Source organism: Micromonospora sp. WMMD1120, assembly GCF_029626235.1.
Lineage (GTDB): Bacteria > Actinomycetota > Actinomycetes > Mycobacteriales > Micromonosporaceae > Micromonospora.
This window is the reverse complement of record NZ_JARUBO010000005.1, coordinates 1,587,213-1,609,475: the sequence shown is the minus strand read 5'-3', so window position 1 is coordinate 1,609,475 and position 22,263 is coordinate 1,587,213. Positions and strand designations below refer to the sequence as shown.

Below are 22,263 nucleotides of genomic sequence, written 5' to 3'. Positions count from 1 at the left end.
TCGGCACCCTCCACGCCCCCCACCCGGTCACCCGGCCTCGTCGGCGAACGGCACCAGGATCGTTCCCCGCTCGTCCGGACCGTCCCAGAGCACCGCCCGGTCGGGGCGGGCGTGCCACTCCACCGGCCGCCCGAAGACCGCGCCGAGCTGGGCGACCGGCACGTCCAGCACGACCACGGCGGAGAGCTTGTCGACCTCACCCGCCGGTTCGAGCAGCGCGGCGAACGGCGGCACGGCACGCCACCAACCCAGCAGGTGCCGCCCCGCCGGCGGCCCGTCCCGGAGCAACAACCGCAGCCGGTCCACCGGCAGCTCCCGGGGGCCCGGCCGGTCCAGGCCGAAGACCACCAGATAGGTCGGCAGCTCGGCGGCCGTGTCCGCGAGCAGCGTCGGCAGATCCACCAGTTCGGCCGGATGGCGGGTCGCCAGCTCGGCCGTCAGCGCCTGCGCCAGCGCCCGGGAGCCCGGGTCCGGGGCGGCCACCAGGAAGCGCGCGGTGCCCGGCGCGTGATGGGCCGAGGTGCTCCGGGCGGCGGTCGCCAACAGCCCTCCGGCCGCCGTGCCCGAGCCCAGCACCGCGAGGTTGCGCCCCGCCGCCGGCCCCAACGGCACGGCCACCGTCGAACGGGCCACATCCACCGCGCGCCCCAGCAGCGCGGCCGGCCCGTGCGCCTGCCCGGCCAGGGCCGCCCGGTGACGCGGATCGTTGCCCAGCAGCGGTCGGGCGTAACCGGCGAAGACCACCGGTGGCGCCGACCCGGCCGGTCGGGCCGCCCACAACTCGTGCCGCAGCCCCTCCACCACCTCCGGGTGGTCCTGCGGATCGGGGTGACGGATCAGGCGTTCGTGACCACGGATCGCGCCCCGGGGGCCGCCCAACCCGCCTGCGGTGTTCACCACCGCGCTGCCCACCGGCAGACCGGCGGCCGAGTCGTTCGTCGGCTCCAGCACCGGGCCCCCGCCCGGAAGCGCCACCCGCACCGGGAACTGCCCGAGCACCGAATCCCGGTGACCGGCATCCGCTCGCGAACCCAACCCCAGCTCGCCAGCGCCGGCCAACACCAGGTGCACGCCGTACGCCCGGCCGGCCCGCGCCAGACCGTCCAACTGCGAGGCCACCTCGGTGGCCAACCGGTCCCGCTCCGCGAACAGCAGCGGCACGTTGTCCACCACACACACGATCCGAGGCAGCGGCTGGTGCTGCCGCAGCTCCGCGAAGCGCTGTCCGCCGGCCCGCGCCGCGGCCTCCGCCCGGCGCCGCACCTCGGCCGTCAACTGGTCGAGCAGGTCCCGGACGTACTCCCGGTCGGCGGCCATCGCGGCCGCGCGCACCTGCGGAACCCACGACCGGTCCCGCTCGGTCTGTAGGAACTCCACGAAGGACTCACCGTCGCCCAGGTCCGCCAGGTACAGCGCCAGCTCGTCCGGGCCGTACCGGGCCGCGAGCCCGAGCAGGGCGGTGGTCAGGAACGCCGCGCGACCCGCCGACGACCGGCCGCTGACCAGCCAGTGTGGGGTCAACTCGCTGAAACCCAGCGGCACCGACCGCCCTCCGGCGTCACCGACCGCTGACGTCAACCCGTCCGCCGAATCCGACTCCCACAGCCGTTCGCCAGTCGGCGGCAGCAGGTCGCTCAGCGCCAACCGGCTACCCGCCTCCACCTGCTCGGCCAGGCGCCGACAGACCGCGTCGACCAGGTCGGCCGGTGGATCCGGCTCGACGAAGACCGGCGAGTTCAGGCCGCCCGGCCCAGTCGACCCCGGGCTGGCGAAGGACGCTCCCGGCGGGTCGCCGAGCAGCGCGTACGCATTGCGCAACGCCACGGCGGTGGTGCGCGGCAACGGCGCCCGCGCAGAGTACGGGCCGGCCGGCGGCCAGCCCGCCACCACCAGGTGCAACCCCGCAGCCGGCCCCTGCTCGGCCAACGCCTCGAGCCGGGCCAGATCGCTCGGCCCGGCCGACTCCGGCAGTGCGGCCACCACCAGCAACAGCGTGCGATCGTGTCGCCGCCGGCCACTCGCCCCCGGGGTGACCCACTGCTCCGCCTCGGTCAGCACCGCCCGTAGGCCCGTCACGTCCACGGCCGGCGGCGGCAACAGGCCGGCATCAGCGAGCACGCCGAACGGCGTCAGGACCGACCCCGTGGCATCCACCGCGCGGACCAGCAGGGCACCCGCCGGGGCCGCACCCAACAACCGCAGGAGCACGGCCCGGAGCAGACCCGCCACCCGGGGCTCGCGGGCGTCGACATCCACGCTGAGGTGACCGGTGCCGACAAGCGGCACCAACGCGGGAAAGCGAGCGTCGTCCAGAGGTGCCGCGGTGCCCACCCGAACGAACCGCGGTGGGCTGTCACCCGCCGGACAGTTGACGGTCAGCGTGTCCAGCGCCGCCCCCGACCAACCTGGGGCCAACGACGCCGCAGCAGCCCGCAGGCGGTCAGCCACCTCGTACTGGCGGCGCTGATCGGCCGGGGCCGGGCGGGTCTCGTCCAGAATCCCGGCAGCAGCCGCCGCGACTGCCGCCGCCCGGCGGTGCAGGGCAGCGGCGCGGTTCGTGCGTGCCTTCGGACCGGCCACCGCGTCCACCCCCTCTGTCCGAGGTTGGCAACCCCTCCCCGAGCAGAGACGGTATCCCAGCCGGGGGCGCTCCTCCGGGAGGTGCCTCGGCGCTGCGCCGGTGTTGTCGCGGATGTTACCGCTGGGGAGGGGTCCGTCACGATCCGCTGGACTTGAGGCATTGGCTCCGGGGCGTCCAGCCGATAACGTCAGGAGGTGGAATCAGTGCAGCCCCCCGCCGGTTCCCAGGTCTCCCGCGTACCGGCCCAACGGCCCCCGGGCGAGCAACTGCCGCCGGCCGTCCCGACGCCGGTGCCGCAGCCGCCGCGCCCTCGAATGCGGACTGTGCTCATCGTCGTCGCCGGGGTGCTGGCGCTTGTCACCGCGGGCGCGGCCATCACGGGCTACGTGTTGTACGACCGCGCGTCGACTCCGGACCGCAGTACACCGGACGTGGCAGTAATCAGCTACCTCCAGGCAGCGCTTGTCAACCATGATTCCAACCGAGCGAAGTTATTTACCTGCGACGGCGGGATTCCGGCGCTTGACGAGTTTGCTGGTGACCTAGCCAGGCGAGAAGACGAACTGGGCGTCTCGTTTTCGATCAACATCGAAGACGTCGCCGTGTCTGAAGCCGGCACTTCCGGCGCCTCTGTGATCGCCGTTATTAGGCGAAGTGCCACGATCGATGGTATTCAACAGAGCTTGGCGGACACGTGGCGATTCGATCTCAAGGATAAAGATGGTTGGCGCGTCTGCGCCGGCTCTAGAATCGGCTAACCCTCACTCAATCCACAGTAAATGAACCGGGACCTCTAGAGTATTGGGCGACTGACCACGCCAAGCCCACCGGTACCACTCCACCTCCGGGGTGATCCGCACGCAGATGTCACCCTCGGCGCCTGAGTAGGTTTCGGTCACCGCTCGAAGGTCACGATGCTCGACGCCGTCCTCGACGTGCACCACCCGTCGTCCGGCAACGGCGTCAGCCTCGAAGACGGGTGTGGGGGGCCGGTGTGCCGGGCCGTCCAGCGAGACCAGCCGAATACCGGTGTCCCGAGGCGTCTCCGTCCCTGGTCGGTCCCCGACCGTCTCCACCCAGACCCGCTCCACCGGCACCAGAGGCGCGAACACCTCGACCTGATCGGCCTCGGCCCGGTACCACTCGTGCTCCGGAATCACCGGCACGTAGGTCCGGGCGCTCTGTACCACCCGATCGTCGGCGCGCAGGTCGCCGCGCCAGCCCAAACCCGGCAGCCCGACGAGCACGCGTCGGCCGCGCAACTCCACCCGTTCCGTAGCGGGAACGATGGCCAGCGGACGAGGCGGCCGGGGAGCCCAGTCCGGCTGGTCGGCGAACGGGTCGGGCAAGGGTCCGGTCATTTCCCCGGTGGCCTCACTCAGCGGCGCGTAGCGGGGCACCCCGCTGACGCATGAACGGAACCGGGTTCACCGCTCCGGACGCGTTACGGTCGTTGCGGATATGCACCTCGAAGTGCAGATGCGGGCCGGAGGAGTTGCCACTACTTCCGACCTTTCCGATCACCTCGCCAGCCGCCACCATCTGGTTTCTCTTGACGAAGGGCTGAACCACCATGTGGCAGTATCGGGTGATGTAGCCGCCAGCGTGCAGCATGTCGACGAACCAGCCGCAGCCCTTCTTGCCGGGGAAACCGTCCACGTTGCAGTCCTGTCGGCCCCGGTAGTCCTCGTCGCAGGTGGATACCAGCACACGGCCGGCTGCCGCCGCGCGGATCTCGGTGCCCTTGGCCGCGGCGATGTCGACGCCGTTGTGCCCTGGGCGGCTGGCGGTGCGGAATCCCGAGCCGACCCCGCCGGGGATCGGGGCGGTCCAGCCGGAGGCGGCGATCTCACCTCCTTCGGCCGCGTCGCACAGCGCATCGCCGTCGATCTCGACGATCCGCGCGGCGCCACCGGAGAGCGCATTCACGATCCGGCTGGCCAGTTCCTCGTGCTTGGCGTAGGCATCCGGGTATGCGCTGATCTGCACCCGCTGGGCGACAGCAGTCAGCGGCCGGCGCTGCCAGTTCCCGACCTGGACGAGCTTTTCGTAGAATTTCCGAGCCGTGTATGCGGGAGTCAGCCGCTGAGCGACGGTCCCCCAACCGGGTCGTTGCTGGAACAGGCCCAGCGAGTCGTGGTCCGCGCCGACACCCTCGTGGGGCAGACGTAGGGATTCGGGCACACGCCGGTTCGCCAGGTTCCGCAGGGCGGACTCCTGCATGGCCGTCGACACCGCGATCACCCAGCCTCGCGAGGGCACTCCCATGTCCTGGCCGACCTTGACGATGATGGCGGCATTGCGGATCTGCGCGTCACCGTACTCGGAGAAGCGCGGCAAGTCGCCAGCGACGTCCACCGGTCGGACCGGCCCACACTCCATACCCGCCAGCGTGTTGGGGGTCTCGCCGTCGTCGCCGCCCAGCCCGCTGAGAAAGAAGGCCGCGGTACCGCCGGTACAGCACAGCAGGAGCAGAATTCCGGTGAGTGCTGCGGCGATCACGCCGCGTCGAACTGGCCTGCGGCGGGGTGCGGCGCTTCCGGTGTCTCTCACGGCCTCTCCCAGTCCAGCACGTCGACAAGCCAACCGCCGTTGGCGCTGACCAACTCCAGCCGGAGCTGGCCGGCGTCCAGGGGGAGCAGCAACTCGACGAACGTCTCGGTCCGCTCGCGCATGGTGGGCGGGCCGGTGACCTTCTCGGCGGGCACGCTCTCGGGCTCGACGCCGGCCAACTTGTCACGCAGCGCTGGTGTGGAAAGCGGCCGCAGACCCGCCTGCCATTCTTCGGTGGTCATGCCGGGACGACCCAGCCAGGCCAGAGCGAAACGGTCGGCGGTCTGTTCGGGTGTGCGGGCACCGGGAGATGTCACCGGCACCGCCGGTGTCGCGCTGCTCAGCACACCGTCGTCACCGGTCGTCGGGTCCACGGTGGTGATCGGCTGGTTCGGACGGCTGCTCAAGCCGTCACCTGGATCGAGCGGGCCGGAGATCAGCCGGGCTGTCCCGAGCACGCCGAGGACGAGTACCGCGATGACCAGCGCCACACCCAGCCGGGACCGCAGCGCCCGGGTGAAGACAAACTCCAGAGCCCGTCGCATCACCGTCACCGTGCCTCTGAGCGCACCCGAGGTCCAGTGCGATCCGGTGCACGTTCAGCGGAACCCGGTCGGTAGACCACGAACGACGGGTTCTCCGCCGGCACATCCGGCTCGGTCCAGGTGGCCGGCTGTCGCCGCCGGGGTCGGGGTGCGACCGGCCGGCCGCCGCCTCTGGACTCCTCGGCCGGTACCTCGTCCGACCGTTCCTGCCCGTCAGGGCGTACGCCGTCCGCGCGCCGGCCCTCGGCTGCTGCCGTCGGCACCGGCACCGGCACCGGATCCTCACGACGCGCCTCCGGGCGTAGCCGGGTCTGTTCGGTGCCAGGGGACCGCCGTCGCCCACCCACCGGCTCGAGAGTGCCGCCCGGCTCCGCCACGTCCAGTCGCGCCGCCGTCCGCATGTCCCGGAAGAACCGGCGATGCCAGGAACCGGCCGAGCTGACCGCTTCGCTGCTGTCCTTACCGCCAAGTTGGGTGATCCGCCGATACGGCCGCAGCAACAACCAGCCGACCACGCCACAGAGCCAGACCAGCACCACCTGCAGCCAGCCAGGCATTGTGGTGGTATTCATGATCAAGTCAACGGCGAATAGGTAAATGGCGGCACCGGTGCCGAAGATGGCGATGTTGAACAGCGCAGCGACCACAGCGTTCGCTAGCCGCCGCAGGCCGGCGCTGGCAGGCCGTAGCAGACCGACGGTGCCCAGGATGGGTGCCGCGATCACCGCCCACCGGAAGATCAGAAAACCTAGTAGGACCAGCAGTGATGCGGTCAGGTCAAACATCGCGAAAAGCACGGCCGCCAGCACGGCGATGAACCCTGCGCCGATTCGGTCCATATCCCGCACACCTTGGAGGTATTCGTATGCCTCGGGATCCTCGTCCTTGATTTGTTGCGCCACCCGCGCCCACTGCTGCTGCTTGGCTTTGATTGTTGCATCCCGAGATGCAGAGCTGACGCGCATGGATTTCGCTTCGCCCCAGGTGAGGGATTTAGCATCGTACAGGGCTGGGCCGTACTTCTGTGCCGTCTCGCTGTCGGCGGAGCCAAGCACCCCGCGGAGCCAGTTTCGGTAAAGCATCGTTTCCGTTGCGGTATCGCTGGCTCGGACGGCGGGAGTGCGGAGATCCTTGCAGCGGTCCGGATCGATGCACCGTCCTGGGTCCGGCTCCTTTGCCTGCGGGCCCACGGCGTCGTGCACCACGCCGAGGCTGGTGACAAGTGCGCCGTCGGCTATATTTGCCGACTTTACTGGCCAGGCGGCAAGTGCCGTTACAGCAACCATCACCAAGAGCGCCCAGCCCGCGGTGGTCATCGCGTTGCTCATGTCGGACTGGCGGGACCGCCAGAGCAGATAGAGGCCCACGATGCACAGAGTGACAATGCCAAAGACGCTAAAGACTTTTTGGTAGACGGATTTAGTCGCCTGCTCAACCAGCGGGTCCGCCCAACCCCACATGGAGCCGGGGTCCCAGGCGCGCTCTCGCAGCGCGTTCGATGCACCGATGATTGCCGTAGCGGCCATGAATTCGCCATTGGCGATCGTGGTCGTGAACTTGTAGTCCGGGTGAAGCACACTCGATGCGCATCCACCGTCTACGTCATAGGTGTTGTAGCTGTAGCCCCCGTAGCCATAGAGACTGTATCGGCCGGCGATCCCATTCGCTGCCTCCGCCGGTGGGGCGGCGGCAAACCATCCGGCGAGGCCCGAATCTGGTGTACCCGGTGTCGGCGCGTTACGGCACTTGATCTCGTCTTCGCTGACGGCCTGGAGCTTCTGTACGCAGGCGCGGAAGTCGGCCTGCCATTCGGCAGTGGTACAGAGGTCCGCGCGGGCCTGGGCGGCCGGCGGTGCGGCGGCCGCGGCCTCCGCGCCGATCAGCGGCCAGGTGAGACTGGCCCCGGCCAGTACGCCGAGGGCGAGCAGGAACGACGTGATCCTCGCCCGAACCCTCGCCATGTCACGCCTCCAGATCCGGCAGAGGGATGCTCGGCAGGACTCCGGCCGCGGCGGCGATCGCGGCGGGCGTCGTGTCGAGGTGGTCCAGCAGCCCGTCGACGTACGAGACGTCTACGCGGACCTTCTGCACCCGCCCGTCGACGTCGCGCATCACGAACTCGCGGAAGCCGAGGCGGGAGGCGGAGTTGGTGTCGGCGGCCGAGAGTGACGCGAGCGTCGCCTCGTACCCGTCGTCGACCGGCACCCGCAGCAGCCGTAGCGCTTCGGAGGCGATCTCGGTGTCCTCGGCGATGCGGCCGACGAAGACGGTGGAGACGAGGTTCTGCACGTCGAGGCCGAGGATGTCGCGGGGGTTCTGGGAGGCGACGAGTGCGGCGAGGTTCCACTTCCGGGAGTCGCGGGCGAGTCGGACGAGGAAGGATCGCCCGGAACGCCAACCCTCCATGAAGTGCGCCTCGTCCAGGCCGACCAGCTTCCGGGACGACATGGAGCCGCCGTAGCAGCGTCGAACGGCGAGCCGGTGAGCGGTGTGCAGCATCGGCAGGGCGAGCGCCTCCTCGGCCGACCAGTACTCCCGCTCGATCTTCAGGTCGGGCAGTCGCAGCCCGGCCATCGTGATCACGGTGAGCGCGGCGTCGGCGCCGAGCAGCCCTTCCGGTGGCCGACCGAAGAAGAGCATGGCCAGTGGCATCTCGGCGGTGTCCAGCAGCAGGTTCGCCAGTTCCTTGCCGGCGTCGTCGTCGAGCCGCCCGAGGCAGCTCACCACGTCGTCCAGGGTGGACGTTTCCTCGGCGGGGACCTGGCGGACCGCGTGCCGGAACAGGGTGGCGGTGGACGCCTCCCTGGCGACCTGCGGCGGCACGAGCATCATGCAGATGTCCTGCACGAGCATCCGCCGCTCGGCCCGGGCGTTGGAGACCGCGATCTCGAACTCGCGGTCTCCGGCGGCCCCGGTGCCGAACTCGCTGCGCAGCGGTGTCGGAATGAGCGAGTAGGGCGCGAGCGTGCCGTGCTCCGAGCCGGTCAGGTTCAAGACCCGGGAGTACGGCCGCAGCTCCGGCATCGCGCAGAGCCGGGCCAGCGGACCGGACGGGTCGAGCAGGGTCACCTGAACGCCCCGGCGGGCGGCCAGGTAGCCCAGCGCGCCGAGCAGTGTCGACTTGCCACCGCCCGGCTCGGCGACGAAGACCGCGAGCCCGGAGCGTTCCCGGACCTCCATGGGGAAGTGCAGGTCGAGGAAGACCGGGCGACGGCAGGTGCCGGCGGTCCGGCCGATCAGGTCACCGCGTCGGTCGCCCACGTTCGACGCGGCCTGGGGGAGCGCCGCCGCGAGCAGCGGCACCGGCATGCGTCGGACGTAACCGGTGTTGGCGATCGGCTCGCCCGGGATGAACTCGCGGGCCAGCCAGTCCTGGTTCTTCGGGTGCTGCAGGGAGATGCGCAGCTCCCGGGAGTAGAGCTGGATGAGCCGGCGTGCGCGTTCCAGGCACTCTTCCCTGGTACGGCCGCCGACCGCGATCCGGTGCCAGCCGTGCGCGCGGGCCGAGTCGACAGGCAGGCCGGTGGTCATCTCGTCCCCGATGACCAGGGCGCGCTTGGCGAGTCGCTCCAGCTCCGGCGGTGCGTCGATGCCGTGCTCGGCGTAGTCGAGCTGTTGTGAGCGGATCATCCGCAGCCGGTGTTCGAGATTGCGGAAGGAGTCGCCCGAGCCGAGGATGTCGACGCGGGTGGAGATCTCCATCGGCCAGGGCAGCCGCTCGTGGAAGTGCAGCCAGGGCTCGTGCCGCTCCGGGATCTCCAGGGGCTCCATCCGGCCGACCGCGAGCACTGCGACGTGCCGCTCCTCGCCGGTCATCCGGTTGACCAGCTTGACCGTGGAGCCGTACGGGGTGCGGTAGCGCTCGACCTGCTCGGTCAGGGCCAGCAGGTCCCCACGTTCCCAGCGCCCGTCGGTGACCGGGGAGAGTGTGCCGGGCGGCGCCATGCACAACGCCACCGAACGGTAGAGCAGCCATTCGAGCTCCTGGGCGGTCACCCGCCGGCCGCGCATGCCGAACGCGCCGAGCACCTCGTCGAACTGTTCGACGGTGCGGCCCAGCTTGCGGCGTTCGCCCTCGGCGGTGCCCCGGCCGAAGGTGCGCAGTAGACGCTCGGTGAGCGAGTCGCCGAGGGACCGCCGGGCGAAGGTGACGCCCAGGTAGGTCTGCCCCTCCGCGTGGTTGACGGCCATCAGGTGTCGCTGGGCGGCGACCAGGTGGTCGGCCCAGCCGGTGGTGCCGGGCACGTCCGCGAGCGGAGCGGCGGTGTTGGCGTCGATGGTGCGTGCCCACTCGTCGGCCGGGAAGGGCCGCGTGGTGCGGCGCAGGTGCAGCCGGAAGCCGGCCAGGCCGGCGTACTGCTCGGAGATCGCCGACAGCAGCGCCTCGCGTTCGGCGTCCGGTCGGAACGCCCAGCGGACCTCGGGCAGCCAATACCACGCGGTGACGGTGTTCGGAGTGAAGGTCAGGTGACCGGCGATCTCGGTGATGGCCAGCTCGACCGACGGGTCCCGGTCGCCGAACTTGATCTTCGGGGCCCGGACCCGGGTCGGCTGGATCGGCCGGTCCTGCCGCTTCGCCGCGCGCTGCCGGGGTGCGGCCACCTCTTTGCCGGCGCTCTTCGTCCGCTGCGAACCGGCGGCGCGGCGCGGCGGCGGCTCCAGTGCGGGCCGGTCGGCCGGCGGGGCGATCGGGGTCCGGTTGGTTGGCGCGGTAGGCGCGTCCGCCGCGGCGGGTGGTTGCTCCGCCGGGGTCGTCGGCCGGGCGGTCGGTGTCGCGGGCCGGCCCGGTTCGGTCGGCCGGTCGGGCGTGCCGCCCGGCGCCCGCCTCGCGTCGGTGGCCGGGCGGGCCGGCACGGGTTCGTCGGCCGGCTCGGGTTGGCGCGGTGGCAGCCGGTCACCGGCCTGCCGGGGCGGCCGGGCTTCGCTGGGCGGGTGCGTGCTGGTGCGCCGCTCGCCGGCTGAGGGCCGGTCGTCGGGAGTCCACTGTGGTTCCAGCTGTGGCGTCGCGCGGGTCGCCGCCGCCGGGCCGTTGGGTGGCGGCGACTGCTGCGGGATCGCCTGCTGCTCGCGCGTGCTCGGGCCGGCGGTGACGGCTCGCGCCGTGCCGGGTCGCGCACCTCCGAACAGGTCCAGGAAGGGGGAGTCGATGTCGGCGTTCTCGCCGGCCGACACGGTGGTGGGCTCGGCGGGTGGCGTCCGACGGGTAACCGGTCGGGGCGGCTGGAACACGCCGACCGCGCCGTGGCCGGGTGACGTGACGAGCGCGGGGTCGAGCGCCACCTCGTCCTCGTCCTCGGTGTAGTCGAACGAGTGCGCACGGTGACCAGTCGGTGCGGGCGGGCGACCGGCCGGGGAGCCCGGCGTGGCGGAGCGGCTCATGCGACCGCCTCGGTGACTGGCGGCAGGCCCCTGCCCGCGCCCTGCGACGGACCGATCGACGTACGCCCGGTCATGCCAGCTCCTCCCGGATCCTGATCCGGCTGCCGACCAGGCGCGGGTCGCGCTGCTCGACCGCCGGCTCCCGGGTGCGTCGCCAGTCGGTCAGCGCGGTGCGGATGACCACCCGCGCCGGCCGATCGGGGTCGACGTGCCGGAAGATGAACGACGTGGTCACGATGGCGAGCGCGATCTCCCAGGCGGGGAAGAGCTCGACCTTCAACGTGAACAGCCAGTGGATGAACATGTAGAGGGGGACCAGCAGCATGAAGAGCCCGTACTGGGCGTACGGCAGGTGGACCGGAAGGGTGTAGCCGGGCGGCCCGAGGTAGACCAGGCGGGCCCGGTAGATGTCGTCGTCGGTGCGCAGCCGCATCTGGTGACCGCGCCTATTCGAAGATCAGGTCGATCAGATAATCGCCGACGAAGAAGAGTGTTGCCGCGCCCGCGATGAAGGCGAGACCGACGATGGCGATGGCGGAGCTGGTCAGCACCTTGGAGATCTCACCGCGGCTGGCGCGGCCGATGAAGATGACGCCCAGGACGGCGAGCAGGATCGGCGCGATCTTGCTGGCGAAGAAGGTGACGACACCGTTGGTGTCGATCCCCTTCGGTGCCGGCTCCGCGAGTGGAGTCGACGCCAGGGTGGAGAGCGCGTGGGCGACGCCGGACGACGCCGTCTCCATGAGCTCGAAGGCGATCACTGGAACCTCCCCATAGCGCGGCCGGCGATGCCGCGGCGGTGCAATAGGCAAGCCTTGCGGGAAAAGTGCTCCACAGGGCATGGCGTTCTTGACCCTGTGTTCGTTACTCACCACAGAGGGTGGCGAGATTTGGGCGGTTTTCCCCCGCTTCGGCCCTCCCTCCAAGCTTCGCCGTCTCCATGCTGGCCAATTCCAAAGCGTACGGCCCGCCCCGGATTGCGACAAGCCGCGAAGGGGCTGCCTGACGCTGCTCGAATGTCCGATCGTACACGTGTTCTAATGGCCATGTCAGGGGCGGTGTCCGGGCTCGACCCGGGCCGGCGGACGCCGCTGTCCGGACCGGTACGGTCTAGTCGTGACCGATCTGGTGCGGGCTGCGGGCCCGGTGGTGATGGGCGTCCTCAACGTCACGCCGGACTCCTTCTCCGACGGCGGACGGTACGCCGACCTGGATGCCGCCGTCGGACACGGCGTCCGTCTGCGGGACGAGGGCGCACACCTCGTCGACATCGGCGGCGAGTCGACCCGCCCGGGCGCCGAACGCATCGACGCCGTGACCGAGATCGACAGGGTGTTGCCTGTCGTCCGCGAGCTGACCGCCGCCGGCGTCGCGGTCAGCATCGACACCAGCCGCGCCCGGGTGGCGGAGGCCGCCCTGGCTGCCGGGGCGGCCGTCGTCAACGACGTCTCCGGCGGGCTGGCCGACCCGGACATGGCCCGCGTGGTCCGCGACGCCCGCTGCCCGTGGGTGCTGATGCACTGGCGTGGGCACTCGCGCGCCATGCGTGACCTGGCCGTCTACACCGACGTGGTGGCCGACGTCCGGGCCGAGCTGGCCCAACGGATCGACGCGGCGTTGGCCGCCGGGGTGGCCGCCGACCGCCTGGTCGTCGATCCGGGGCTCGGCTTCGCCAAGACGGCCACGCACAACTGGGAGCTCAGCGCCCGCCTGCCGGAACTGCTGGACCTCGGTTACCCGCTGCTCTTCGGCGCCAGCCGCAAGTCGTACCTCGGAAGGCTGCTGGCCGCACCCGACGGCGCCCCACGGCCGACCGCCGGGCGGGAGGCCGCCACCGTGGCGACGAGCGTGCTGGCGGTCGCCGCGGGCGCCTGGGGTGTCCGCGTGCACGACGTGCGGGCCACCGTCGACGCGCTCGCGGTGTGGACGGCTACCGGCAGCCCTCGCCTGGCCACCGGCCCGCGCGGGCACGGGCAGGAGGCGCAGTCATGAGCACGGACCGGATTCACCTGACCGGCCTGCGGGCGCGCGGCCGGCACGGGGTGTACGACTTCGAACGCGAACAGGGGCAGGACTTCGTCGTCGACGCCGTCCTGGAGTTGGACCTGGCGCCCGCTGCGGCCAGCGACGACGTCACCGCCACCGTGCACTACGGCGAGTTGGCCGAACGCCTGGTCGCGGTGGTGACCGGTGAGCCGGTCAACCTGATCGAGACCCTGGCGGACCGGCTCCTCGCGGTGTGCCTCGCCGACCAGCGGGTCGACACGGCCACGATCACCGTGCACAAGCCGGAGGCGCCGGTGCCGCACACGTTCACCGACGTGGCAGTCACCATGACCCGGACGCGTGCCCGGTGACCCGCGCCGTCCTCTCGCTCGGCAGCAACCTGGGCGACCGCCTGGACAACCTGCGCACGGCGGTCGCCACCCTCGGTGACGCCGTGCGCGTCCTCTCCGGGGTGTACGAGACTCCACCGTGGGGCGACGCCGACCAGCCCGCGTACCTCAACGCCGTGGTGCTCGTCGAGGACGAGACCGCGACCCCGCGCGACTGGCTGGAGCGGGCCCGCGACGCGGAGCGCGCGGCGGGTCGGGTGCGTGACCCGCTGCGGCGGTTCGGGCCGCGCACCCTCGACGTGGACGTGATCGCGGTCTGGGGCGACGACGGCGAACCGGTGCTCAGCGACGAGGAGGAGTTGACCCTGCCGCACCCCCGCGCGCACCTGCGGGCCTTCGTGCTGCGGCCGTGGATCGACATCCAGCCGTACGGTCGGCTGCCCGGTCACGGCTGGCTGACCGACCTGCTGACCAGCGGCCCGGCGGCGGACGACGCGTTGGAACTGCGTCCCCGGCCGGAGTTGGCGTTAGAGTCGACGGCATGACCGAGCGGAACGGGCCGGCATGACGCAGGCGAGGCCCTCACCACCGGGCGGGTCGGGCCCGGACCGGTCCCGGATGGGCCCCACCCGCATCTCGACCCTGCTCGTGGCCGGCCTGGCCGCGGCGGCGGTGGCCTGGCTGCTGATCAGCAGCTTCTACTACAGCGGCATTCCCCGCCTGCCCTGGCTACCGGTGGTGACGCTGGCCGGCCTCGCCGTGCTCGAGGCGTACGCGGCGGTCAACACCCGGGGCCGGATCGAACGCAAGCCCGGCCGGGACCCGGTCAACCCGCTGATGGTCGCCCGGTTCGTGGTCCTGGCCAAGGCGTCGGCGTTGGCCGCCGCGATCTTCGCCGGCTTCTACGCGGGGCTCACCGGCTGGCTGTTCGTCGAGACCACCCGCGCGGCGCTGGACGACCGGCCCGCCGCGGGCGGCGGCCTGCTCGCCTCGCTGGCCCTGGTCGGCGCTGCGCTCTGGCTGGAGCGGTCCTGCCGGGTGCCGGAGCGCCCGGACGACGAGCGCGAGCCGGACTCGCGGGAGAGCCGCCCCGGCCAGCGCTGACCAGGGGGTTACGCCCGGCTGCGGGCGCGGGTACGGTGCCTGCGATCGGAGAGCGAGGGCCGCCCGAGGTCCGTCCGCACGCTGGACCTGGGCCGGCCACTGGGGAGGGCGGCGTCATGGGGTACGAAGAAGCGGGCCGGGACCGGTCGGCCGAGACCTCGTCCGGGGTGCCGGCCGCCGTTCTGGAGAACGTCTTCGACGACCCCAGTCAGGGTGAGCCCGGCCGGGACCGGGTCGGTGTGCATCTTGGCTGGGAGCTGCTGCTGCTGGTGGGGGTGGCGGCGGTGGGCTGGCTGCTCTGGCAGGAGGACCCGGCCGCCGTGCGCGACGGCAACCTGCGCACCCTGCTGATCGACGCGGTCGGCCTGGGATTGCTCGCCCTGGCCGCCGGCGTGAGTCTGCGGGCGGCGGCGCCCAACCTGGCGGTCGGCCCGGTCGCCGTGGCGGCCGCGCTGCACTACGCCGAGCAGGGCGATCGCGGTCTGCCAGCGTCGGTCGGGCCGGCCGTGGCGGCGGCCGCGGTGGGTGGCCTCGCCCTGGCGCTGGCGGTGGTGCTCCTGCACGTGCCGGGTTGGGCCGCCAGCCTGGCCGGCGCGGCCGGGGTGGTGGTGTTCATCGAACGCCGGTCCGCGCCGGTGCTGGTGCAGGGCGACTACGACCCGGGGCGCAGCGCCGGGTACCTGTTCGCCGGCTTCGCCGCGGTGGCCGTCCTCGGTGGGTTGTTCGGCGCGATCCGGGCGATCCGCCGGCTGGTCGGCCGCTACCGGCCGGTGGCCGACCCGGCCCGTCGTCGGGGCGTGGTCGCCGCCGTCGTCGCCGCCGTGGCGCTCGTCGTCTCGACGGTCCTGGCGGCCCTCGCCGGCGTGCTGCTCGCCGCAAACGATCCCGGCCCGGTGGCGCCCACCTCCGGGTTGGACTGGACGGTGCTGGCGATCGGCGTCGCCCTGCTCGCCGGCACCAGCGCGTACGGGCGGCGGGGCGGCGTGTTCGGCACGCTGCTGGCGGTCAGCCTGGTCGCCGTCTTCCAGGTCTACGCGTCGGAGCGCGGATGGACGTTGAGCAACTGGGTGGTCGGCGGGGCCGCGCTCGGTGCCGGCCTGCTGGTCACCCGGCTGGTCGAGACGTTCGGTCGGCCCCGGACGGGCAGCATCGACAGCCCTGAGCCGGTCAGCGACGGCACGATCAGCGCGGGGTGGACCAGACCGCAGCCGCAGCCGGTCGAGAACTGGCCTCCCGCGCTGCCCACCCAGGCCGCGCCGCAACCGGTCGATCCGTGGCGGGACCCGCGGTGGGAGGACAGCCCTCGCCGGTGGGACACCGACGAACGGTGACCCGCGTCGCGCCGCGTCCGCCGAGCCGGGGCTGATCTCGACAGTTAGGCTCGGCGACATGACCGACACACCTGCCGCCACCCCCGGCGGAACCTCCTTCTCCGAGCTTGACGCGCTGTCCACCGAGGAGCTGCGGGAGCGGGCGTTCGCCCTGGCCCGGGAGCGGCGTGACGTGGGGTTCTACTGGTCGGTGCTGCGGCACCTGCCGAACGCGGACGAGGCCACGGTGCTGGACGGCGCGCCGAACTCGATCGGCCCCACCATCGACGAGGCCAACGCGCTGTGGCGCGAGCTGACCGGTCACGGGTACGAGGAGTCGGCGCCGCTGCTGCGGGCCGCCTTCATCGACTACCTGATGAAGCACTGAGCCGCTCGGGGCAGCCCAGGTCCGCGCGAGCCACCGGTTCGAGGTCTGGGCGGATCACGTCGTTCCTGCACCGCTCGGGCCCGGTGAGCCGTTACGGCACGGCCGCCGGCACCGGCGCCCTGGCGGTGCTGCTGCTAGTCGGCATCTGCGGCAGTCCGGCGTACACCGGTTGGGCGCAGGGTCAGACCGAACCGGCGTCGGCCGGCGCCTACTACGCGCGCCTGCTCGCCTGGCCGGCCTGGCTGCTCGACGCGGACGGGCGGCCCGGCGGATTGTTCGCCGCCGACCTGCGGGCCGTGCTGCTCGTGGTGCTCGCGGTGGCGCTGCTCTATCTTCTGCCCGCCGCCCAGGTGGCCCGGGTGCCGGGCCCGGTCAGCCAGTTCTTCTCCGGTTGGGCCGCGTACGTGCTGGCCGCCGGGCTCGCCGGGCTGCTGGCGACGGCGCTCGGCCCGGCGGCGTCGCTGCTGGCCGCCCTACAGGCCGCCAGCGCCGGCGCCGGCTACGGCTTCCTCACCGGGTGGATCATCGGCACCGCCAGCCTGGGCGGTCGCGCCTGACCAGACCGGGCGCGACCGCCGTCGGTGGCCGGGTCAGCGGGGCGTGCGACCGAGGTCGAGGAGGCGCTGCCGGCTGAGCGCTCCCACCGGCCGGCCCGACTCGGTCACGACGAGCCGGTCCCGACCCGAGGTGAGCAGGACCGCGAGCGCGTCGTACGCGGAGTTGCCCAGTGCGACGGTGGGCAGGTCGGCTGCGGCGTCCCTGGGCACCGGCTCCAGCGACTGCCGGTCCAGGGGAGTGACCACCAGTCGGCGGATGCCCCGGTCGGCGCCGACGAACTCGCTGACGAACGGGGTGGCGGGTGTGCCGAGCAGGGCGGCCGGCGTGTCGTACTGCTCCAGGTGGCCGCCCGCGGAGAGCACCGCGATCCGGTCACCCAGCCGGACCGCCTCGTCAAGGTCGTGGGTGACCAGCACGATCGTCTTGCGGACCTCGGCCTGGAGGCGGAGGAACTCCTCCTGGAGGCGGGCCCGGACGATCGGGTCGACGGCGGAGAACGGCTCGTCCATCAACAGCACCACCGGATCGGCGGCGAGCGCGCGGGCCACGCCGACGCGTTGCCGCTGACCGCCGGACAGCTCCTGCGGGTAGCGCCCGCCGAACTCGGACGGGTCCAGCCCGACCAGGTCGAGCAGCTCGTCGACCCGGGTCCGGGTCTTGCCCTTCGGCCACCGCAGCAGGCCCGGCACCGTGGCGACGTTGGCCCGGACGGTCTGGTGTGGAAAGAGACCGACGTTCTGGATCACGTAGCCGATCCGGCGGCGCAACGACACCGGGTCCACGTCGGTGACGTCCTCGTCGCCGAGCATGATGCGGCCGCCGGTCGGTTCGATCAGCCGATTGATCATGCGTAACACCGTCGACTTGCCGCAGCCGGACGGGCCGATCAGCACCACCAGCTCACCGGCCCGGACGTCAAGGCTCAGGTCCCGGACGGCCTCGGTGCCGTTCGGGTAGCGCTTCTGGATCCCCTGTAACGAGATCGACGCGGCGCGAGGGGATCGGGCCACGTCGGTGGCCTCCGGGGTAACGTCCACGTATGTCCTTCCGCCTGAGCTACCGGGACGACCCGGGTAACCCCTGGTTCTCCTGGCAGTACGTGCGGGACAACTCTGACACGATCCTCGCCGCGGTGCGTGAACACGCCACCCTCACCGGGCGGGCGGTGTTGATCGCGGTGTTGATCGCGCTGCCGTTGGCGGTGCTGGCGTACTGGGTCCGCCCGCTCGCCGGCCCGATCCTCGCCGTCAGCGGGGTGGTGTACACCATCCCGTCCCTGGCGCTCTTCGCGTTCATCGCCCCCTACCTCGGCACCGGGACGACCACTGTGCTCGTCGGCCTGGTCCTCTACGCGCTGCTGCTGATCGTGCGCAACGCGGTGGCGGGCCTCAACCAGGTGCCGCCGGAGGTCCGTGAGGCCGCCGAGGGCATGGGGTACGGCCGGTGGGGCCGACTGTTCCGGATCGACCTGCCGCTGGCGCTGCCCGGCATCGTGACCGGCGTACGCCTGGCGACCGTCTCGACAGTGGCGTTGGTCACGGTCGGGGTCGTCGTCGGGCACGGCGGCCTCGGTCAGTTGATCTTCGCGGGCTTCCAGAACAACCTCTACAAGGCCGAGATCATGACCGCGACCCTGCTCTGCGTGGCGCTCGCTGTGCTGCTCGACCTGCTGCTCATCCTGGTCGCCCGACTGGTGACCCCGTGGTCCACCCGGAGGGCGCGGTGACAGTCGTGGAGAACCCGATCAGTCAGGCCGTCGTCTGGATCAACGACCCGTTGAACTGGACGAACCCGGGCGGCCTGCTGGACCGGCTCGGCGAACACCTGACGATCTCCGCCCTGGCGGTGGCGCTCGGCTGCCTGGTGGCCTGGCCGCTCGGCCTCTGGCTGGGCCACATCGGTCGGGGCGGCGGCCTTGTGGTGCTGGTGTCCAACGCCACACTGGCCATCCCCACGCTGGCGCTGCTGACCATCCTTCCGGTGGTGTTCGCCAGCGGTTTCGGCAAGACGCCGGTGGTGGTGGCGCTGGCGGTCTTCGCCGTGCCGCCGTTGCTGGCGAACGCGTACACCGGGGTGCGGCAGGTGGACCCGGAGGCCCGGGACGCGGCCCTCGGCATGGGCCTGTCCGGTGGTCAACTGCTGCGCCGGGTGGAGCTGCCCCTCGCGGTGCCCTATCTCGCGGCCGGATTCCGGACCGCCGCCGTGCAGGTGATCGCCACCGCGGCGCTCGCCTCGTTCGTCAACGGCGGCGGCCTCGGCCAGATCATCCGGACCGGGTTCGGTCTGGGCATCGCTGCCGGTGGCGGGCAGATCGTCGCGGGCGGTGTGCTGGTGGCCGGCCTGGCCCTGCTCGCCGAGGTGGTCCTCGGCGGCGTCGAACGAATGGTCACCCCGCGACCGCTGCGGCGCGGACGGCAACGTCTGGGCCGGCCCCGACCGGCCGACGCCACCGGCAACGCCTGACCCGTCCGGGTGAGCCCGGCGTCGAGCGGACGGCCCACGCCGGTCCGGTCGGTGACGATGTGGTGACGAAGTCCACCTCAGGTTGTCGGTCGGTTGCGGAGCATGTTGGGTGGATATTCGCGGGCGGCCAAGAGTCAGGATCGCCCGTCGGACACGCGGCCGGCCCGAGACGGGTCGCGCCGGGACACGGAAGGCGGGCGGCACATGCGCGCACGTACACGTCTGGCGATCGGGGCGGTCAGCGCCATCGCCGGAGCAGCACTTCTCACCGGTTGCGGTGACGCCGGCTCGTCCGGCACCGACGCACCCGAGCCGAACGCCTCCGGCGCCGGGTGCGCGCCGGTCGCCGGGCAGCAGCTCATCGCGTTGCAGGACGACAAGAAGCTGCAGAACTCCGACAACGTCATTCCCGCCGTCAACAGCAAGGCGGCCAACCCGCAGCTGATCGCCGCGCTGGACAAGGTCTCCGCGGCGCTCGACACCCCGAAGCTGATCCAGCTCAACAAGGCGGTGAACGACGAGCGCAAGACCGCCAAGGTGGCCGCCGAGGAGTTCGCGTCCGCCAACAACCTGACGGCCGGCATCGCCAAGGGCCCCGGCGGTGACATCACCGTCGGCGCCGGCAACTTCGCCGAGAGCCAGATCCTCGGCGAGCTGTACCGGATCGCGCTCACCGCCGCCGGCTACCAGGTCAAGGTGCAGCAGATCGGCAACCGGGAGCTCTACGAGCCCGCCCTGGAGAAGGGCGAGGTCCAGGTCGTCCCGGAGTACGCGGCGACGATGGCCGAGTTCCTCAACACGAAGGCCAACGGTCAGAACGCCCAGCCGGTCTCCTCGCCGGACATCAACACGACGGTGACCGCGCTGAAGGCCCAGGGCGACAAGGTCGGCATCACCTTCGGCGCTCCGGCCGCCGCGCAGGACCAGAACGCCTTCGCGGTGACCCAGGCCTTCGCCGACAAGTACGGCGTGCGGACCCTCTCCGAGCTGGCCGCCAAGTGCTCCGGCAGCGCCACGGTGCTGGGCGGCCCGCCGGAGTGCGAGCAGCGCCCGTTCTGCAAGCCGGGTCTGGAGAAGACCTACGGGCTGTCGGTGGGCAAGTTCTCCTCGCTCGACCAGGGCGGTCCGCTGACCAAGAGCGGCCTGCGCGACGGGTCGATCAGCGTCGGCCTGATCTTCTCCTCGGACAGCGCCTTCGCCACCAGCTGAGGCCCCTCGGAGCGGGCCACGGACGCCCCTCGCCCGGACCGGGCGAGGGGCGTCCGCGCGTCCGGGGACCCATTTCCTCCGGTGCCGGTTCTCGGTAGGCTGCACATCCATGCCAGCCCCGGCCACCCCTGACGTCCGGCGTCAACCACCACTGCTGACCATGCTCTTCTGGGCGGGTGTGGGTCTGGCCCCGGTGGCGGCGCTGATCCTGCTGGTCGCCGACGGCAACGGTCCGCTGCGCTTCGCCGCGGTGCTCGCCATTCTCGCGGTGGTGCTGATCGGCCTGTCCATCGCGCTGCGACCCGACGGCGAGGGCGACGCGGCGCGGGCCGACGAGCTGCTGGACGAGATCGAAGGGCTGCGCCGGGAGCTGCGCAGCGAGATCGTGGCCGCCGCCCAGCGTGGCAATCAGGCGCTCGACCAGGCGCAACGGGCCCAGGAGGGCGTCGCCGCGCTGAGTCGTCGACTCGACGCCAGCAGCGCCGCCCTCGCCGGTGCCGCGAGCGCCGACCCACCCGGCGCCGGTCGGGCCCGGGTGCCCGCCGAGCCGCCGACCGACGACGCGCCGGTGGCCCGCAGCCGGGTCTCGGCGCCGGTCGACGCACCGGCGGGCCGGGCCCGGGTGTCGGGTCCGGGTCCCGACGAGGCGTCCCGGTGGGGTCGCTCCGGGAACGAGGACGACGACGAGCCGGCGTACGCGTGGGAGGCCGCCGAGCAGTCGGCGCCCGCCGGGACGTACGGCGCGGGACGACCGGCCGGCACCGCGTACGGGGCCGCCCGCCCGGAATCGGCGCACCGACCCGGCGTGGTCCGGCACACCGAGACCGTGCACGTCACCACCCGGCACACGGTGGTGGATGGTGGCACGCCCGAGCCGGCCGGACACTACGGCGGCCGGTACACCGGTCAGTGGACCCCGCCGGCGCAGGAGTGGACGAGGGGCGGCGGTGCGGAGGAGCGTCCCCGAGCCGGCTACGGCGACGACCGCCCCGCGGGCGGCTACGGCGACGACCGGGCCGGGGCCGGCGACGACCGCGCCCGGGGTGCGCAGCAGGCGACCCGGGGTGGCCAGTCGGAGTGGAGCGCCGCGCGGGACGGGTCGGGCCGTGACCCGCGGTACGGGGCCGACGAGCCGGAGTGGACCGATCCGCGCGACGCGTACGCCCAACCCGACGAGCGCGGGTCGACGGCCAGGTCACCGCGCCCGCCGGAGCGGTCGTGGGATGGACCGGACGATCGTGGCTGGTCGGAGCGGCGTGATCGGGCGGGCGCCTCGGCGCCGCAGGCCGGGCCGCCGTTGCGGGCCGACGACACCGGCGAGTACTGGTCGCAGTTGCGGGCCGGCGACCGGTGGGCCGCCGTCCGGGACGACGAGAACGGCCACGAGATGCGGGTCGGTGAACGCCGGGCCGAGGTGCACGCCGACGCCTCCGGCACCGAGTACCGGGTCGCCGACCGCTGGGCCACCGTCCGGCACGAGGAGCCGCGCCGGCACGAGGACGACGGTCGTTACGAGGGCGGCGGCCGGTACGGGGAGCGCGAGTCGTACCGGGACGAGCCGGCGGGCCGACCGGCGCTGCCGAGGGGCGGGGTGCCGGTGCCGGACGAGTGGCGCCCGCCGCGTCAGCGCGGCCAGGCCGAACCCGCGCCGGACCGGGTCGGTAGGCGTCGGGTCGAGGAGCGTTACGGCTACCCGCCCCGGGACGACGCGCCGCGTGCCGGCGGCGCCTCGCCGACCGACCGCTGGCGCTGACGGGAGACGGGCCGCTGGCGCTGACGGGAGACGGCCCGCTGGCGCTGACGGGAGACGGGCCGCTCTCGGTGACGGGTCAGGCGG

Annotated in this window: 21 protein-coding genes; 12 read left to right on the top strand and 9 right to left on the bottom strand. The window is 72.4% G+C overall.

Going from position 1 to position 22,263, the window contains the following annotated elements; all coding sequences use genetic code 11:
- Positions 1 to 27: 27 nt before the first annotated feature.
- Complete coding sequence (locus O7634_RS07685) at positions 28 to 2,589, bottom strand: FtsK/SpoIIIE domain-containing protein (protein ID WP_278149452.1); 2,562 nt, start codon at positions 2,587 to 2,589, stop codon at positions 28 to 30.
- A 315-nt stretch (positions 2,590 to 2,904) separates the two neighbouring features.
- Between O7634_RS07685 and O7634_RS07680 the strand changes: the two genes are divergently transcribed.
- Positions 2,905 to 3,339 carry a hypothetical protein gene (locus tag O7634_RS07680; protein WP_278149451.1) on the top strand — a complete coding sequence of 145 codons (435 nt, stop codon included), beginning with the start codon at positions 2,905 to 2,907 and terminating at the stop codon, positions 3,337 to 3,339.
- Between the two features lie 3 nt (positions 3,340 to 3,342).
- Here O7634_RS07680 and O7634_RS07675 read toward each other — a convergent pair whose 3' ends face one another.
- The 7 genes from O7634_RS07675 to O7634_RS07645 all read right to left on the bottom strand — a co-directional run bounded on the left by O7634_RS07675 (position 3,343) and on the right by O7634_RS07645 (position 11,819).
- Positions 3,343 to 3,942 (bottom strand): hypothetical protein, encoded by a 600-nt coding sequence (locus O7634_RS07675; RefSeq protein ID WP_278149450.1) that lies wholly within the window; start codon positions 3,940 to 3,942, stop codon positions 3,343 to 3,345.
- Between the two features lie 13 nt (positions 3,943 to 3,955).
- Complete coding sequence (locus O7634_RS07670) at positions 3,956 to 5,134, bottom strand: M23 family metallopeptidase (protein ID WP_278149449.1); 1,179 nt, start codon at positions 5,132 to 5,134, stop codon at positions 3,956 to 3,958.
- Entirely contained in the window at positions 5,131 to 5,688 is a 558-nt protein-coding gene (locus O7634_RS07665) for a hypothetical protein (RefSeq protein WP_278149448.1), read from the bottom strand. The genes O7634_RS07670 and O7634_RS07665 overlap by 4 nt, the downstream gene beginning before the upstream one ends.
- Entirely contained in the window at positions 5,685 to 7,640 is a 1,956-nt protein-coding gene (locus tag O7634_RS07660) for an MFS transporter (protein WP_278149447.1), read from the bottom strand. Before O7634_RS07660 ends, O7634_RS07665 begins: the two co-directional genes overlap by 4 nt.
- Before the next feature lies 1 nt (position 7,641).
- On the bottom strand, positions 7,642 to 11,058 hold the full coding sequence (locus O7634_RS07655; protein WP_278149446.1) for an ATP-binding protein: 3,417 nt from the start codon (positions 11,056 to 11,058) through the stop codon (positions 7,642 to 7,644).
- 70 nt (positions 11,059 to 11,128) lie between these two features.
- The gene (locus O7634_RS07650; protein ID WP_278149445.1) at positions 11,129 to 11,491 is read right to left on the bottom strand and encodes a hypothetical protein; all 363 of its coding nucleotides are present in this window, start codon (positions 11,489 to 11,491) and stop codon (positions 11,129 to 11,131) included.
- A 13-nt stretch (positions 11,492 to 11,504) separates the two neighbouring features.
- Positions 11,505 to 11,819, bottom strand: a complete 315-nt coding sequence (locus O7634_RS07645; RefSeq protein WP_278149444.1) for a hypothetical protein — start codon at positions 11,817 to 11,819, stop codon at positions 11,505 to 11,507.
- Between the two features lie 355 nt (positions 11,820 to 12,174).
- Between O7634_RS07645 and folP the strand changes: the two genes are divergently transcribed.
- The 7 genes from folP to O7634_RS07610 all read left to right on the top strand — a co-directional run bounded on the left by folP (position 12,175) and on the right by O7634_RS07610 (position 16,753).
- Positions 12,175 to 13,050, top strand: a complete 876-nt coding sequence (gene folP, locus O7634_RS07640) for a dihydropteroate synthase (protein WP_278149443.1) — start codon at positions 12,175 to 12,177, stop codon at positions 13,048 to 13,050.
- A complete protein-coding gene (gene folB, locus O7634_RS07635) occupies positions 13,047 to 13,415 on the top strand; it encodes a dihydroneopterin aldolase (protein ID WP_278149442.1) in 369 nt (122 codons plus the stop codon). Before folP ends, folB begins: the two co-directional genes overlap by 4 nt.
- Positions 13,412 to 13,939 carry a 2-amino-4-hydroxy-6-hydroxymethyldihydropteridine diphosphokinase gene (gene folK / locus O7634_RS07630; protein ID WP_278149441.1) on the top strand — a complete coding sequence of 176 codons (528 nt, stop codon included), beginning with the start codon at positions 13,412 to 13,414 and terminating at the stop codon, positions 13,937 to 13,939. Before folB ends, folK begins: the two co-directional genes overlap by 4 nt.
- A gap of 19 nt (positions 13,940 to 13,958) precedes the next feature.
- Positions 13,959 to 14,498: a DUF3180 domain-containing protein gene (locus O7634_RS07625; protein ID WP_278149440.1), complete on the top strand. Its 540-nt coding sequence runs from the start codon at positions 13,959 to 13,961 to the stop codon at positions 14,496 to 14,498.
- 116 nt (positions 14,499 to 14,614) lie between these two features.
- A complete protein-coding gene (locus O7634_RS07620) occupies positions 14,615 to 15,829 on the top strand; it encodes an ABC transporter permease (RefSeq protein WP_278149439.1) in 1,215 nt (404 codons plus the stop codon).
- 58 nt (positions 15,830 to 15,887) lie between these two features.
- Positions 15,888 to 16,196, top strand: coding sequence for a hypothetical protein (locus O7634_RS07615; RefSeq protein WP_278149438.1), 309 nt, complete (start codon positions 15,888 to 15,890; stop codon positions 16,194 to 16,196).
- An 83-nt stretch (positions 16,197 to 16,279) separates the two neighbouring features.
- Entirely contained in the window at positions 16,280 to 16,753 is a 474-nt protein-coding gene (locus O7634_RS07610) for a hypothetical protein (protein ID WP_278149437.1), read from the top strand.
- A 33-nt stretch (positions 16,754 to 16,786) separates the two neighbouring features.
- Here the strand turns inward: O7634_RS07610 and O7634_RS07605 are convergent, their stop codons facing one another.
- Positions 16,787 to 17,791: an ATP-binding cassette domain-containing protein gene (locus O7634_RS07605; protein WP_278149436.1), complete on the bottom strand. Its 1,005-nt coding sequence runs from the start codon at positions 17,789 to 17,791 to the stop codon at positions 16,787 to 16,789.
- 2 nt (positions 17,792 to 17,793) lie between these two features.
- Between O7634_RS07605 and O7634_RS07600 the strand changes: the two genes are divergently transcribed.
- From O7634_RS07600 to O7634_RS07585, 4 genes are all read left to right on the top strand, one after another.
- Positions 17,794 to 18,480 (top strand): ABC transporter permease, encoded by a 687-nt coding sequence (locus O7634_RS07600; protein ID WP_278149435.1) that lies wholly within the window; start codon positions 17,794 to 17,796, stop codon positions 18,478 to 18,480.
- Positions 18,477 to 19,217, top strand: coding sequence for an ABC transporter permease (locus O7634_RS07595; RefSeq protein ID WP_278153899.1), 741 nt, complete (start codon positions 18,477 to 18,479; stop codon positions 19,215 to 19,217). Before O7634_RS07600 ends, O7634_RS07595 begins: the two co-directional genes overlap by 4 nt.
- Before the next feature lie 204 nt (positions 19,218 to 19,421).
- Entirely contained in the window at positions 19,422 to 20,426 is a 1,005-nt protein-coding gene (locus O7634_RS07590; protein ID WP_278149434.1) for a glycine betaine ABC transporter substrate-binding protein, read from the top strand.
- Between the two features lie 109 nt (positions 20,427 to 20,535).
- Entirely contained in the window at positions 20,536 to 22,179 is a 1,644-nt protein-coding gene (locus tag O7634_RS07585) for a hypothetical protein (RefSeq protein ID WP_278149433.1), read from the top strand.
- Positions 22,180 to 22,263 lie beyond the last annotated feature (84 nt).